The sequence below is a fragment of the Bifidobacterium amazonense genome (assembly GCF_018555435.2).
In the GTDB taxonomy this organism is placed as follows: domain Bacteria; phylum Actinomycetota; class Actinomycetes; order Actinomycetales; family Bifidobacteriaceae; genus Bifidobacterium; species Bifidobacterium amazonense.
The window spans coordinates 17890-32716 of the sequence record NZ_JAFEJT020000005.1 but is presented as its reverse complement, the minus strand read 5'-3'; the positions used below and the strand labels follow the sequence as shown (position 1 = coordinate 32716).

Below are 14827 nucleotides of genomic sequence, written 5' to 3'. Positions count from 1 at the left end.
AGCGTAGGCCTGTCGTGCGATGTAATCTCAATCCGGCATCGGCCATTGGCTTCAAGGACCGGTCGTCCTCGTTGATTGTCATCAGCTTTCGAGTATCGTGGTCGTCCTGCTTACCGTGACAATGTCGTCGGCTGATATTGCCGGCTTATGCTTGATGACGACGGTTTCGATCTGCGGTTTGTCGAGCGGATTCATCCTCAGCTCGCACAGCAAAGGAGTGCGTTCACAGGGAATGGTCCATGTGACGTGTGCCGGCGTTTCTGAAGCGCAGTGATCAATCCGGCATCGGCCATTGGCTTCAAGAACCGGCCGTCCGCTGATCGCTAATTCTTGAGCAAGATTGATTCCGCGTTCCTCGAGGATGCAGTCCATGTCAACGTTCATGGACAGCATTGGCTGAAGATGACGGTATGCGCGGATGACGTGCTGTTGAACGTCTTCACTGGATGCCGCATCCGGTTCGGCATGTTCCGCCGCCTTGGTGATCATGGCGGTCACTGCCTGCATCGCGTGTTCCGTCTCAGGCCAAAGCGGGTAAGACCTTCCCGCAACATTCGCCTCCTGCAACAGGACGTTCAGAGCGCGACGTGCGACCGTAAATGCCGGCGCGTATCGACCATTGGCGAGCACGACCATGCCAATGCCGGAGTCTTTGTGCCAGATCATGGCTGATCCGTATCCCGGATAACCGCCTGGATGGTAGACGATGTCTCCCAATCGAGGATCGTGTTCGACGAATAATCCATACCCGTACGAGGTGAATTCCGAAGTGTCCCGCACGCATAGTCTGCCGCGGCTGCTGCCGGATCGCAATACCGGGGGAATGGCGATATGACCGACCTGCATGATTCGACGATATGGCGCTGGGAGAATCGAACCTTCGGAATCGTCGTCATTTTCATAGGCATCGGCCAGCCACGTGGCCCAAGTCGCGATGTCTTCGACGGTGCTGATCACACCGCCGATAGACGAGTAGCTGCCGGGGTCGGTGAAGGGTTCGGTCACCCACTTGTCGTGCGACAGGCTGTGACCGGTGGCGATGTTCTTGACGCGACTGCATTGGTAATCGTAACTGGTATGTTCCATGCCGAGGGGGTTCAGGAATTCCGTTCGGACATACTCTGGCATCGATTTTCCACTGACCAGTTTGACGAGTTCGCCAAGAATCGCAAACCCGGTATTCGAATACTCGAAATCCTCGCCGGGGCTGAAAATGAATCGGAATCCTCGACGCATCAATGCCTGGAAGTCGGTTCTCGACAATGATTCCTGACGATCCGCCCAAGGGTCATCTGTGGCGAGTCCGGACGACATGGACATGAGCTGATGAATCAGAACCGGAAGATCATCCGATCTGTATGTCTTCAGACCCTTCAACTGCGGAACATACTCTTCCACCGGTCGGGAAATGTCGATTGTTCCCTCGGATGCAAGCTTCAGCACGGCTGCGATCGTGAAGCTCTTTGACATCGACGCAATGCGGAAAGCCGTGGAACTGGTCGGAACGTTTTCGTCGGATGCCGGTAACGTCGCGTTTTTGACGCCTCCGCCGCCGGAAAGAACAAGTCCGCTCCGATCGAATACGGCGTAAGCGTATCCCGGTGTCTTCCTTTCGCTAATGAGACCGGACAGGATGCGACGCACTTCTTGTGTTGCATCAATGGAAGGAAATGACATGTTAGTCCCCTCTCAATGGATGGGGGCACGGTTTTCGTTTGGAGAATCACCGTGCCCCCTGAAATTGGATAGTGGATGCGACTACTGGCGGCTCACCCACGTATTGGCCAGATCGTAGTTGCCGGTGGCATATACGCTGAATCCGTGAACACGGGAGTTCCAGCTGTACATGGCAGGCGAATAGAACAGGGCGGCGGATGGGGATTCGTCGTTCCAGATTTGCTGGATCTGCGTGTACAGTTCCTGACGCTTTGACTGGTCAGAGGTGCTTGCAGCCTCGTCGGCAAGTTTGGAGATCTCTTCGTTCTTGTAGTGAGAATACATGGCCTTGCTTCCGCCATTGTAATCGGCAACGAAACGGATGATCTCGTCCGGATCGATGATGTCAGTCGTGCAGTAGGAGAATCCCATGTCATAGTTGGCGTTGAGCATCGCGTCGGTCTTCGTGGCGCCGTCCATCTGCTTGATGGTCACCTTGATGCCGATTTTGTTCAGGTTCTCCTGAATGATCTGGGCCATGGAGCTATGGTTGGCGTTGCCGGATTCGGTCGCCAGTTCCACGGTGGTGCCGTTCGGATACTTGGACTGTTTCAACTCTTCCTTGGCTTTATCGAGGTCAAAGCTGATCATATTCTTCAACTTGTCGGCATGCGCCCACAGTGCGGGCGTCAGATAGGCTCCAGCTACTTCGCCATTGCCGTACAAGGTCGCCGAATTCAAGGCTTTTCGGTCGATCGCATAGGAGATTGCCCTGCGGAAATGAACATCATCGAATGGCGCTTTGGTCGTATTGAACGTCAGATAGTCAACGCGACTGGATTCAAATGCCTTGACCGTGACGTTCTTCGCCTTCTTCAGTGTTTTGATGGATGAGTACGGTGGGAATTCGTTGATGTCTGCCTGTCCGCCTTGGATTTGCAGCGCTCTCGTGTTGTCGTCGGGAACGACGCGGAACGTGACCGAGTCCAAGTATGGCTTGCCCTTGATGCGGTACTTGTCGTTCTTGACGAGTTTGAGATCCTGTCCCTTGGTCCAGCTGTCAAACTTGAACGGGCCGGAGCCGATTGGATGTTCCGCGAATTCTTCGGCGGTCTTGCCACCGTAATCAGCGGGGACGATCCCGTTCGAGCTGATCGCCAGATCGGAAAGAAGTGGTGTCCACGGAGTCTTGGTTTTGATCACGACCGTGTCGTCGCTGGGCGTTTCGATGGATGCGATGGATGAGTTCGTGAAATTGAACGGGGCACTGGGATCCGAAGCCTTTTCCAAACTAAACTTCACATCCTTGGAAGTGATCGGAGTGCCGTCCGAGAACGTGACGCCGTCACGGATATGGAACGTCCAAGTCAGGTGATCGGAAGATTCCTCATACTTATCGGCGACCGCCGGTTCTACGCCGCTGCCGTCGGCTTTTGGCAGGAACAGCGGTTCGTAGATCAATTCAACAACCCATATATCTAGATTCTCCGAAGATACGGTTGGAATCAGGCTGGTAGCGTCGCTGCTGCGAACAACGACAAGGTCACCACCGGACTGCGGTTTGCTCTCGTCCACTTTGGCGGCTGCTGACGTGCCGGAACCGCAGCCGGAAAGCGCGAGTGTGCAAGCTGAAACCGCGGCGATGAGCGCTGTGATTAGACTCTTCCTTTTCATGGTATTTCCTCTCTCGTGATGTTGGTTGATGTGGTAGTTTTAACTGACCTTGCAGGCGACGTAATGGTCTTGTTTGGTGTCGACGCTCAGCAATGACCATTTGCACCTGTCTTTGGACGGGTCGAAGTAAGTTCCCGTATTGCCGTCTGGAAGGATCGTGTGCTCGGGGTCTTGCACCGAAGGCACTACCGTCTGCCGTCCGTCAAGACGGGGCACTGCGGAGAGCAGACGTCGAGTGTACGGATGCAGCGGATTGGAGAAAAGCTCTTCTGTGGAGGCTTCCTCTACGATGCAACCAAGATAGATGACGGAGATTCGATCGCAAATGTTGTGTACGACCGCCAGATTATGAGCGATGAACAGTATCGTGATGCCCTGTTGGTCTCTCAGGTCGAGCATGAGATTGATGATGCCAGCCTGAACGGAAACGTCCAGCGCGGCTACGGCTTCATCGGCAATCAGCAGACTGGGGTTCGCTGCCAAGGCTCTTGCAATCGCAACGCGTTGCCGTTGCCCGCCGGACATGCTGTCCGGTTTGTTGTCCAGAAATGCCTCCGGCAGCTGCACCAGATCCATGAGCTCCTTGCAACGGTTTTCAATCTGGTCTTTCGGAGCAGTGTGGTGGAATTTGATGATTTCGGAAAGGACGTCGCGTACGGTGAATCGTGGATCCAAGGATGCATACGGATCCTGAAACACCATTTGGATTTCACGACGCTGCTCCTTGGAACGTCGGTCGTCCAAGGCAGTCCCGTCAAATACGACCGCGCCTGATGTAACCGTCTGGAGACCGCAAACGGCACGGGCAAACGTTGATTTCCCAGACCCCGATTCGCCGACCAATCCGTGGATTTCACCATTGGAGACCAACATGGATGCCGCATTGAGAGCGTGGACGGTCTGCCGTTTTTTGCCGTGTCCGGTATTGAACGACACGGTCAGGTTCTGCGCGTCAAGCAGGTATGGGGATGACATATCACGCCTCCTTGTCTAATGGATGAGTGCAGGAAATGAATCGGCTGTGACCGATACGGACCGGATGCACTATGCCGGTGCAGGCGCTGGTGGCATACGAGCAGCGAGGCGCAAACGGGCAGCCGTCCGGTCGTTCGGACAACAGCGGGGCGGTGCCGGGAATGGGTTCGAGCCGTTTGGCCGGACCGTCAATCAGCGGCGTGGAATGCAAAAGTGCAGCCGTATACGGATGGTCCGGGTGAGCGAACACGTCGTGTACGGAACCGCGCTCCATGACCTGACCGGAGTAGAGCACCGTCACCGTTTCGCAGATGTTGGCGACCACCGCCATATCGTGGGTCACGTATAGCAGCGCAATTCCCATTTCTCGGCGCAAACTAGTCAGCAGATCGATAACCTGCTCCTGCACGGTAACGTCCAATGCGGTCGTTGGTTCGTCGCACAGAATGAGCTTGGGTTTGCAGGCTATGGCGGAGGCAATCATGACGCGTTGTCTCATGCCTCCGGACAGTTCGAATGGATAGGCGTCCACGCGGTGTTCCGGGTCAACGATGCCGACCTGCCCCATGAGTTCGATGGCCTGATTGCGCGCCTGCCTGGAATCCAAGCCAAAATGTTCCTGCAGCCCGTCGGTGATCTGTTCTCCCACCCGCATGATCGGGTTCAATGCGACGGCCGGCTCCTGAAAGATCATGCTGATGCCAGTGCCGCGAATGGAGCGAAGCTTTCGTGGATCGGCAAGCAGATTGTCTCCGTCGAAGATAATCTCGCCGGAATCGACTTGCGCATTCTTCGGTAGCAGGCCGATCACCGATCGCAACGTCATGCTTTTGCCGGAACCGGACTCGCCGACCAATCCTTCCGCACCGCCCGCCGGCACGTCCAGCGTCACGTGGTCAAGTACGTTGATCTTGCGACCGTGCTGTCGAAGGCTGACGCATAGATCATTGATTTGTAGAATCGGATCGCTCATGATCAGCTCCTCGCTTTGATGATGTTGGAAAGTCCGTCGCCAAGGAATGAAAGACCCAAGCTGAACAGGACGACGGTCAAACCGGGAATCAGCGTCAGCCAGCTGCTGCCGCTGAGAATGAACTGCTGACCGTCGCTCATCATTTGCCCCCAATCGGGAGTGGGAGGAACGATGCCCAAGCCGAAGAAGCTGAGGGTGACGATCACGTTCACGTTCATGACGATGTCGCTCATCACATATACGACCGATTGGCTCAGCGTGTTCGGCAGAACGTGGCGGAGAATGATCATCCACGTTGGCAAGCCGGAAGAAACGCATGCGTCGATGAATTCCTTGCGACGCACCACCATCGCCTCGCCTCGGACGATTCGCGCATAGGCGACCCAGCTGACGGCGCTGATGGCAATGTAGATGCTTTTGGTGCCATTGCCGATCGCGAACACGAGGGCAATCACCAGCACGTAGAACGGGAACGCGGTCACGATATCGGCGAGACGCATGACGATCACGTCGAACCATTTGCCGAAATAACCGCATAACGCGCCGATCAGGGAACCTGCGACGAAGGGGATAATCGCCGCAATGAGGGTTACGCTCAAATCGGTTCGTGCGCCGTAGAGCAGCCGTGACAGCACGTCACGACCAAGATTGTCCGTACCCAATACGTGACCGGCCGATCCTGGCTCCAACAGCACCGCCGTCATATCCTGATCGGTGGGGGAGTATCGAGTCAACAACGGCGCGCATATGGCGCACAGGACAATGAATCCGACAATGACAACACCCAACCAGAGCTGCAGGTTACCCCGGCGAAGAAATTCCGGGAATGCGATCCGATTGAGCAGTGGTTCCTTAACCGTGGGAATCGCCGCGGATTTCGCTATGGTGCTCATTTCAACTCAACCTCACCCTCGGATCAACCAATGAATATGCAATGTCGGTCAAGAGATAGACCAGAACGACGATGATGGCGAACACCAACGTGCAGACCTGCACTACAGGAAAGTCTCGTGTAAGAACGCCCTGCATCATTGTGGCGCCCATGCCGGGGAGCGCGAATACGTTCTCCACGATCAGCGAACCGCCGGCCAACGCCCCTACATTGATACCGAACACACTGATGCCGGAGACGCTGCCGTTTTTCAACACGTAGCGGATCAGCATGCGACGTTCGCTCAACCCTTTGGATTTGGCGAAGTTGACGTATTCGCTGTTCAGCGCATCGATAAGCGACGAACGAAGACTTTTGACCATGGTCGGAATAAGCGTCAAAGATACAGTGAGGGAGGGGAGCACCAGAGAGACGAAGTGCTCTCCCGTCGTCGAGCCGTATCCGCCCACTGGGAAGATTCCCGCGTTAACCGACAGGTAAATGATCAGCATGGTGCCCACCCAGAACTGTGGCATGCCCTGAGCCAATGCGTTTACAATGCGAACGATCCAATCGGCGACGCCATTTTCATGGGTCGAGGCGATCATGGCAAGAGGCACGGAAATAGCGGCAGCCAAAACTGCTGAGAATAGCATGAGCAATAAGGTGAGAGGGATGCGCTGTCCCAGCAAAGTGGAAATCGGAGTATGAAAGTGTAATGACTGTCCGAAATCTCCAGTGAAGAGGCCGCTCATAAAAGATAAGTATTGGTCAAATAATGGTTTATCCAAACCTCACTGGTGCCGCAATGCGGCAACGGCTTCAGGTGTCGCTCGATTCCCTAAATACGAGGAAGCTGGGTCGCCGGGAGTGATGTGGATAAGGAAAAATGTAATCGTCACTACACCAAATACGACAGGTATTAAGAGGGCTAATCTTTTGAGAATATAACGTCCCATTATCGACTCCAATCTCCTGGAATGTATCAGATATTTCATTCCTTTCGAACCTGTTGAGAACGGTATATCCAAATGTTGTTTCTGAATTATGTCTCGTGAATTTCAGTTGTCCCCTGAAATGGTATTTATGTTCATGAATATGATCATCGCTTTAATGGTTGAAAAAATGGGGGTATTAAAATTGATTAGGAATCTACGATGATGTAATCAAAAAGCACATTGCCTGTATTAAACTTATTTGCGTTTGATATGTAATCAACCTTTAACATTCGGCACAGCAGAGCAACGTGGCGTTAATCCATTGGATGTGATGGAAACACGCGTCCCGTAATCTTTGCCGGAAAGCCGGTAGAGTTAAGGAGCGGACAATGGGAATGGACGGGCGGGTCAGCGATCACATTCCAGTCAATGTTCTTGTGCAAAAAATTCGCGACATCATTGGTCGAGAACAGCTGCTACCTGGGGAGAAGCTTGATACCGAACGTCACTTGGCCGCTTGTTTTCACGTGACTCGTTATGATATACAAAGCGCGTTGTCGATATTGGAATCTGATAAGGAAATCATCCGCAAAATAGGACGAGACGGCGGAATTTTCGTGTCGGACGGTAGACTGGAACGTAACTTTAACACTTTGGAATCCTTGCCGGTCATTGCAAAACGACAAGGATTGGAAATAACTTCTCGAGTTCTTAAGGCTGAGACCATTCCGGCGGCGCCATCGGATATTCGCGTGTTCTCACTGGATGACGCCAATCCGACGATTTACAGCATAACCCGATTGCGCTCCACTGGAGATCGGCCATTATCGCTTGAGGCCAACCGTTTCCCGGCAAAATTATTCCCTGACCTGCTTGACCATGATCTCGCTCAGCCGCTTTATGCGATTTTTGAACGGTATTATCGGATACGCCCGGCAAACGTGGATGAAGACCTCGAATCCGTGCTGCCCAATAATGAGGAAGCCTGCCTGTTGTCGATACCTTCAGCGACGCCCCTCATTCGAATACATCGAACAACATCCGACCGCAACGGGATCGCATTCGAACGTTCCTCAGAACTTTTCATCGCGGATCGTGTGAGATTCACCATGCACCATTCAGGATATGTCCGATTATCGGCGACAAGGTGAGGCGCTCGTGCGGCAACATGAGCACCAGAAAAGAAACGCCGTCATATCTTCCGCTACGTTGCTGCGACTCGTTCGACTCGTCGACTGACAGTACAGCTTCGAGGATGCGATCATGCCGTCAATAAGAACAATCGGACAAAATGCAACGCTTCAAATTTCTTGGTTCTTGGTCGCCAGTTCTTGGTCGCCAGGCATCCTGCCCAGAAGGCGCTTTTCTCTTGCCTCTCTAACGGCTCGGCGGCACGCCCGCCCCCATGAAAACGACGAGGGCGCCCTTTATGCCCAACGCAACCGTATAACGCGTAACCGCAGCCGATGCATCATCGAACAGACGTTCGATGCGTGGTGTAGGATGATGGACCATGAGCGATAACGACCTGTTTGACGCGACGGACGTGCCCGAGGACATGACGCGGCCGCTGGCGGTGAGGATGCGGCCGGGCACGCTGGACGAGGTGGTCGGCCAGCGCCAGGTGCTGGGGGAGGGTTCGCCACTGCGCCGGCTCGCCAACCCCGCGTCCAAAGGATCGCTCGCCGCGCCCAGCTCGATCATCCTGTTCGGACCTCCCGGAGTGGGCAAAACCACGCTCGCCTACATCGTCGCCAAACAGTCCGGTCGCGCGTTCGAGGAACTCTCGGCCGTCACGTCCGGCGTCAAGGACGTGCGCGACGTGCTCGCCCGCGCTCGCCAGCGGCTCGTCGCAGAAGGCAAGGAAACCGTGCTGTTCATCGACGAGGTGCACCGTTTCTCCAAATCGCAGCAGGACGCGCTCCTGCCCAGCGTCGAAAACCGCGACGTCACGTTCATCGCCGCCACCACCGAAAACCCGAGCTTTTCGGTCATCAAGCCGCTGCTGAGCCGCTCCGTCGTCGTCAAGCTCGAATCGCTCGAACCGGACGATCTGAAAACGCTTATCACGCGCGCCGTCGACGACAGGCGCGGGCTCAAAGGCGAGGTGAAGATCGGCGACGACGCGATCGACGAGATCATCCGGCTCGCCGGCGGCGACGCGCGCAAGACGCTCACCATCCTCGAAGCGGCGGCAGGCGCGGCCACCGGCGACCAGCAGCGCAAAAAAGGCGCGCGCAAGCCGATCATCACGCCCGACATCGTCAGCAAGGTCATGGACGTGGCCACCGTGCGCTACGACAAGGACGGCGACGACCACTACGACGTCATCTCCGCGTTCATCAAATCCATGCGCGGCTCCGACCCGGACGCCGCCATCCACTATCTTGCGCGCATGCTCAAGGCCGGCGAGGACCCGCGGTTCATCGCCCGGCGCATCATGATCGCCGCGGCCGAAGAGGTCGGCATGGCCGCGCCGCAGATCCTGCAGGTCACGGTGGCCGCCGCGCAGGCCGTCGCCATGATCGGCATGCCCGAAGCGCGGATCATCCTGGCCGAAGCGACCATCGCCGTGGCCACCGCGCCCAAATCGAACGCCAGCTACAACGCCATCAACCAGGCGCTCGCCGACGTGGATGCCGGGCTCATCGGCCAGGTGCCGCTGTACTTAAGGAACGCCCCCACCAAGCTCATGAAGGAATGGGGCAACCACGAAGGATACAAGTACGCGCACGACTGGCCGGGTGCGGTCGCCCCGCAGGAATACCTGCCCGAGGAGCTGCGCGGGCGCGAATACTATCATCCCAACGATCGCGGCTACGAGCACGAGGTCGGCCCGCGACTGGAGAAGATCCGCCGCATCCTGCACGGCGGCGAATGACGGCGCCATTGCCGTGCCACGACGTTCCACCAGACATTACCCGTCCGACACGCCTTGCGTACCGGTTCCCGGCCGAGGGAATCAAGGCCCCACCGGCATCGCGCGCGATACCGATCCCATCAGGCACTCGTCCGATACGCGCCAAAACGTGAAGCGTCCATTAAGATGAGGGAAGTACTTGACACGAGACAAAGGGGCTGGTGCAATGACGCAGGGCAGTGACGGCGCGACCGCGACGGGTGCGGGAGAGACGGAGACGCGCACGATTCTGATCGTGGACGACGATCAGGCATTGGGGGAGATGCTGTCGATCGTATTGGAAAACGAGGGATTCCGCACCGTCACCTGCCTGGACGGCCTGCGTGCGGTCGAAGTGTTCCCGCTCGTGCGCCCCGACCTGATCCTGCTCGACGTGATGCTGCCCGGACTCGACGGCGTGGGCGTGGCACGCGCGATCCGCGAAACCTCCAACGTGCCGATCATCATGCTCACCGCCAAATCGGACACGCAGGACGTGGTCGCCGGACTCGAGGCCGGCGCGGACGACTACGTGGCCAAACCGTTCAAGGTCGTCGAGCTGCTCGCCCGCATCCGCGCGCGCTTCCGCATCGCCGCGCCCGCGAACGGCGCCGGCGTCGGCGCAAACGGCGGAAGCGAAACCGTCGGCGCGAACGGAACACCGTCGAACCGCATCGAACGCGGTCGCATCGTCATCGACCGGCTCGAACACACCGCCACCAAGGACGGGTGCGACCTTGCGCTCACGCCCATGGAATTCCAGCTCCTGTTCGAACTCGCCTCCAACGCGGGCGAGGCGATCAGCCGGGCCAGCCTGCTCAAACGCGTGTGGGGCTACGACAATGCGGGCGACACGCGGCTCGTCAACGTGCACGTGCAGCGCCTGCGCGCCAAGGTCGAAACCGATCCGGAAAACCCGCGGATCGTGCAAACCGTGCGTGGCATCGGCTACAAGTTCGTCACGCCCGAGCTCGGCTGACCGGGCCGGTCGCAGCCACAGCACCGCCAGCACCACCAGCAGCATCACCAGCACGCACGCCGCCATCGATCACCATGAACGCATCGGTCACCTTCAGACACCTGTTCCATCCGTTCCGGCTCGTCCGTCGTGGACGGGCCGAAATCCGCCGTTCACTGCAGGCACGCACCGTCGTGCTCGTCGTCGCCGTGTCGCTGGCGGTCGCGGTCATCTTCTCGCTCGTCTCGACCGTGTCCGTCCGATCGTCGCTGCTCGACCAGGTCAGCGCGCAGGCCGGCAGCGACTTCGCCAGCCAGGTCGAACAGGCGCAGCGCAACGTCGACTCGGCCGACACGTCCGCCGGCGGCCAATACCAGCAGCTCGTCAACGACATGGCCTCCAGCCTCCAGTCGGACGGCGCGTCGAACCTCGTGGGCGTGTATCTGTGGAGCCGCAGCACGTCACGGCATTCGATCATGCCGGTGTCCACCGAACCCGCGTACACGGACCTCATCTCCGACGGCATGCGCTCCGCAGTCGCCGCGGGCGGGGAAGGCAGCGTCTTCTATCAGCCGGTCGCGCTTACGGCGGGGGACGCGGCGCGAGGCGGCCCGCCCGGCGCCGTGCTCGGCACCATGCTGCAAATGCCCGTCGTCGGCGACCTGGAACTGTTCTTCATCTACTCGTACGCAAGCCAGCAGTCGGCGCTCGAACAGATCCAGATCAACCTGATCCTCATCAGCGTGCTGCTCAGCGTCGTGATGGGACTGCTCATGTGGGTGGTGATCCACCGCATCATCACGCCAGTCGAACGCGTCGCCGTCGCCGCGGAAACACTCGCATCCGGCGACCTGGACGCGCGCGTCGACGTGGACCGCAACGACGAAATCGGCACCCTGCAACGATCGTTCAACGAAATGGCCGTCGCGCTCAACCAGAAAATCGACGAACTCGAAGCAGCCGGCGCCTCCCAGCGCAGGTTCGTCTCCGACGTCAGCCACGAACTGCGCACCCCCGTGACCACCATGCGCATGGCCTCCGACCTGCTCGACCTGCGCAAGGACACGTTCGACGCGACCACCAGACGCACCGTCGAACTCCTGTCCGGACAGATCGGCCGCTTCCAGAACATGCTCGCCGACCTGCTCGAAATCTCCCGCTACGACGCCGGATACGCGGCGCTCGACCTGACCGAGACGGACGTGCGCGAACCCATCGGCGAGGCCGTCGACCAGATGCGCGGCATCGCGCAGGCCAAAGGCGTGCCGCTGCGCGTCGACCTGCCGAACGTACAGGTGTTCGCGCGCATCGACGCGCGGCGCATCACGCGCATCATCCGCAACCTGCTCAACAATGCGGTGGATTTCGCCGAAGGCCGTCCGGTCGAGATACGGCTCGCCGCCAACCGCAAGGCCGTGGTGGTCAGCGTGCGCGACCACGGCGTCGGCATGACCGTCGACCAGTGCGCGCACGTGTTCGACCGGTTCTGGCGCGCCGACCCGTCGCGTTCGCGCACGACCGGCGGATCTGGTCTCGGCCTGTCGATCGCGCTCGCCGACGCGCAGCTGCATCAGGGCACGCTCGCCGTGCGATCCAAGCCGGGGGAGGGCACGTGGTTTCTGCTGTCGCTGCCGCGCGACCCGGACCGCGGCAGCGTGCCGCGCGCCGATCTGCCCGTGGCGTTCGCGCAAAACGCCGCTGGAGCAGCCGCGGAAGGCCGCATCGGCACGACCGGCGGCGCGGATGACGATGACGCGGCCGGAACGGCAGACGAGGGGACGCGTGGTGAGATGCGTGGGGAGACGCGTGGGACGACCGGTAGCACGGCAGGAGAGACGGAGCGGATGGAGATCGTCGGCGGGTTCGGCGTGGCCGACAACGGTTTCGCGGACTACCGCGACGGTCGGGAAGGAGCGGGCCGATGATCGGCATGATTCCAAGCGTTCGACGTTGCAACCGACCCTGCGATCGACCGTGCGGCCAGCCTCGCGGCCGACGTGCGGTTCGCCGCGTTCGGCGCATTCGTCGCGGAGCCGCCGCGATCGCCGCCATGCTCGCCATCGTGTGCATGATCGGCGCGTGCTCCAGCCCGTTCGCCCTGCCCACCTCCGGCGACGTGCGCACGCTCCAACCGGTACTGCGCCAGTCGAAACGCGTGTACACCACGCCCGACGGGCCCGAAACCGACGCCCAGCCGGAAGCCATCGTGACCGGATTCCTCGACGCGCTGCCGGCCGGCGTGCAGGACGACGGCTATCGGGTCGCGCGCGAATTCCTCACCGACAGGGCCGCGGAATCATGGAACGGCGACAAGTCCGCCGTCATCCACGACGGCACCGTGTCGACCCGCCGCAAAACCAACTCGACCGGCACCTCCGACACGCAATCCGACGGCAGCGTCATCATCGCCGTCAGTGTGAACGCGACCGGCCGACTCGACAAGCAAGGCCTGTTCTCCGCCGCCGGCGCGGGCGACACCACGGTCGACTACCGGCTCGTCCGGCAGGACGGACAGTGGCGCATCAGCGAGCTGCCCGACGGCGTGATCATTTCGGAATCCGATTTCGAACAGGTCTACCGGCAGGTGTCCGTGTACCGCACCGACCGCACGCGCGCCGTGCTCATCCCCGACGTGCGCTGGTTCAGCTGGCGCAACTGGCGCACGCTGGCCGTGCGCGAATCGCTCGCCTCGCCTCCGGACTGGCTTGCCGGCGCGGCCGTCGACCTGAACACGGCCGGCGTGCGGCTCGCCGTGAACACGGTGCCCATGACCGACGGCGACATGCACGTGCAACTGACCGACGACATCGCGGACATGAACGACGACGACCGCGCGCTGCTCGTGCACCTCATACGGCTCACGCTCGGCGACGGCACAGCCAGCGACGCGGTGAAGGTCACGTCCGACAACGGCGACTATTCCGCCGCGGACGACGGCATGATGCTCGCCGCGTCGCTGCCGGTCACCGGCATGTACACGCTGAGCGGCGGCAACGTGGTCTCGCTCCGGTCGGCCTCGCCGCTGCGAGTCGCGCAGACCGGCGGTTTCGACGGGGCGCTCGGATTCGTGTACGCGGACGGCGGGGGAGCCGTGCTGCGCGCCGACCATGCCGTCGAATGCATTGCCGACGACGGCTCGTCGTGCGGGCTGCTGTTCGGCGGACGGCGGATACGTGCGATTGTCAAGGGCGCGGACGGCGAAATATGGGCGGTCGGCGAGGATGGGCGCTCGCTGTTCGTTTCGCGCGGCGGAGTCACGTCGCGCGTCGCCGTGCCGTGGCTGGACGGTGATGCGGAGATGACCGCGATCGCCGTGTCGCCGGAGGGCTCGCGTCTCGCCGTGTCGCTGCAGGTTGCGGATGACGGCGACGGCGGGGGTGCCGCTGACGGCGACGATGATGCGGCCGTTGGCAATGCCGGCGGGAGCGCCGCTGATGGCGACGATGCGGGGACGGACGGCACGAGCGGGGTGGCCATGAGCGGCGTCGTGCGCGGCGATGACGGACTGCCCGACGCGCTGTCCGGAGATTACGCGTTGGCGGCCGCCCAATCCGGGGTCACGATGCTCACGTTCTACAACGACGTGATGCTCGTCTACGGCGAGGACGCGGACGCCGACGCCGACGGCGGCGTGCAGCCGGCGTTCCGCCAGATCGCGCCCGGCCCGGCCGAAGACCAGCAGCTGCCCGAGGACACGGTGGCGCTCGCCTCCGGCATGATCTCCTCGTATCGCCGGCTCGTCGCCCTCGACGCCAAGGGCATGGTCCGCTCCGCCAGCGGCTCCCTCGACGGCGCCTGGGCCTTCGCCGACTCGCAGGTCGCCGCCTTGTCCGCCCAATAACGGTCGATGACGTTCGGCAACGTCGTTCCGACGGGCGTTAGG

At 59.8% G+C, this 14827-nt stretch carries 12 protein-coding genes; 5 read left to right on the top strand and 7 right to left on the bottom strand.

Annotated elements, in window-relative coordinates:
* Positions 1 to 81: 81 nt before the first annotated feature.
* From JS533_RS02200 to JS533_RS13845, 7 genes are all read right to left on the bottom strand, one after another.
* Entirely contained in the window at positions 82 to 1677 is a 1596-nt protein-coding gene (locus JS533_RS02200) for a serine hydrolase domain-containing protein (RefSeq protein WP_241512926.1), read from the bottom strand.
* An 81-nt stretch (positions 1678 to 1758) separates the two neighbouring features.
* Complete coding sequence (locus JS533_RS02195; RefSeq protein WP_241512925.1) at positions 1759 to 3330, bottom strand: ABC transporter substrate-binding protein; 1572 nt, start codon at positions 3328 to 3330, stop codon at positions 1759 to 1761.
* A 39-nt stretch (positions 3331 to 3369) separates the two neighbouring features.
* Positions 3370 to 4305: an ATP-binding cassette domain-containing protein gene (locus JS533_RS02190; protein ID WP_241512924.1), complete on the bottom strand. Its 936-nt coding sequence runs from the start codon at positions 4303 to 4305 to the stop codon at positions 3370 to 3372.
* Position 4306: 1 nt separating this feature from the next.
* Positions 4307 to 5278, bottom strand: a complete 972-nt coding sequence (locus JS533_RS02185) for an ABC transporter ATP-binding protein (protein ID WP_241512923.1) — start codon at positions 5276 to 5278, stop codon at positions 4307 to 4309.
* Positions 5279 to 5280: 2 nt separating this feature from the next.
* Positions 5281 to 6171 (bottom strand): ABC transporter permease, encoded by an 891-nt coding sequence (locus JS533_RS02180; protein ID WP_241512922.1) that lies wholly within the window; start codon positions 6169 to 6171, stop codon positions 5281 to 5283.
* A 1-nt stretch (position 6172) separates the two neighbouring features.
* Entirely contained in the window at positions 6173 to 6904 is a 732-nt protein-coding gene (locus JS533_RS02175; RefSeq protein WP_241512921.1) for an ABC transporter permease, read from the bottom strand.
* 39 nt (positions 6905 to 6943) lie between these two features.
* Positions 6944 to 7108 (bottom strand): hypothetical protein, encoded by a 165-nt coding sequence (locus JS533_RS13845; RefSeq protein ID WP_420838611.1) that lies wholly within the window; start codon positions 7106 to 7108, stop codon positions 6944 to 6946.
* Positions 7109 to 7476: 368 nt separating this feature from the next.
* On the opposite strand from JS533_RS13845, the gene JS533_RS02170 reads away from it, so the two are divergent.
* The 5 genes from JS533_RS02170 to JS533_RS02150 all read left to right on the top strand — a co-directional run bounded on the left by JS533_RS02170 (position 7477) and on the right by JS533_RS02150 (position 14785).
* Complete coding sequence (locus JS533_RS02170) at positions 7477 to 8238, top strand: GntR family transcriptional regulator (RefSeq protein WP_241512920.1); 762 nt, start codon at positions 7477 to 7479, stop codon at positions 8236 to 8238.
* A gap of 362 nt (positions 8239 to 8600) precedes the next feature.
* On the top strand, positions 8601 to 9968 hold the full coding sequence (locus JS533_RS02165; protein WP_241512919.1) for a replication-associated recombination protein A: 1368 nt from the start codon (positions 8601 to 8603) through the stop codon (positions 9966 to 9968).
* A gap of 205 nt (positions 9969 to 10173) precedes the next feature.
* Positions 10174 to 10965 carry an MtrAB system response regulator MtrA gene (gene mtrA / locus JS533_RS02160; RefSeq protein ID WP_241512918.1) on the top strand — a complete coding sequence of 264 codons (792 nt, stop codon included), beginning with the start codon at positions 10174 to 10176 and terminating at the stop codon, positions 10963 to 10965.
* A gap of 74 nt (positions 10966 to 11039) precedes the next feature.
* Entirely contained in the window at positions 11040 to 12869 is a 1830-nt protein-coding gene (mtrB, locus tag JS533_RS02155) for an MtrAB system histidine kinase MtrB (RefSeq protein ID WP_241512917.1), read from the top strand.
* A gap of 125 nt (positions 12870 to 12994) precedes the next feature.
* The gene (locus JS533_RS02150) at positions 12995 to 14785 is read left to right on the top strand and encodes an LpqB family beta-propeller domain-containing protein (RefSeq protein WP_241512916.1); all 1791 of its coding nucleotides are present in this window, start codon (positions 12995 to 12997) and stop codon (positions 14783 to 14785) included.
* The last annotated feature ends 42 nt before the right edge of the window (positions 14786 to 14827 follow it).

Excerpts from the sequence above, each read along its gene's own strand:
- JS533_RS02165 (WP_241512919.1), top strand. The coding sequence starts at position 8,601 with ATGAGCGATAACGACCTGTTTGACGCGACGGACGTGCCCGAGGACATG.
- JS533_RS02190 (WP_241512924.1), bottom strand. The coding sequence starts at position 4,305 with ATGTCATCCCCATACCTGCTTGACGCGCAGAACCTGACCGTGTCGTTC.
- JS533_RS02175 (WP_241512921.1), bottom strand. The coding sequence starts at position 6,904 with ATGAGCGGCCTCTTCACTGGAGATTTCGGACAGTCATTACACTTTCAT.
- JS533_RS13845 (WP_420838611.1), bottom strand. The coding sequence starts at position 7,108 with ATGGGACGTTATATTCTCAAAAGATTAGCCCTCTTAATACCTGTCGTA.
- JS533_RS02200 (WP_241512926.1), bottom strand. The coding sequence starts at position 1,677 with ATGTCATTTCCTTCCATTGATGCAACACAAGAAGTGCGTCGCATCCTG.
- JS533_RS02185 (WP_241512923.1), bottom strand. The coding sequence starts at position 5,278 with ATGAGCGATCCGATTCTACAAATCAATGATCTATGCGTCAGCCTTCGA.
- mtrA (WP_241512918.1), top strand. The coding sequence starts at position 10,174 with ATGACGCAGGGCAGTGACGGCGCGACCGCGACGGGTGCGGGAGAGACG.
- mtrB (WP_241512917.1), top strand. The coding sequence starts at position 11,040 with ATGAACGCATCGGTCACCTTCAGACACCTGTTCCATCCGTTCCGGCTC.
- JS533_RS02150 (WP_241512916.1), top strand. The coding sequence starts at position 12,995 with ATGCTCGCCATCGTGTGCATGATCGGCGCGTGCTCCAGCCCGTTCGCC.
- JS533_RS02170 (WP_241512920.1), top strand. The coding sequence starts at position 7,477 with ATGGGAATGGACGGGCGGGTCAGCGATCACATTCCAGTCAATGTTCTT.
- JS533_RS02180 (WP_241512922.1), bottom strand. The coding sequence starts at position 6,171 with ATGAGCACCATAGCGAAATCCGCGGCGATTCCCACGGTTAAGGAACCA.
- JS533_RS02195 (WP_241512925.1), bottom strand. The coding sequence starts at position 3,330 with ATGAAAAGGAAGAGTCTAATCACAGCGCTCATCGCCGCGGTTTCAGCT.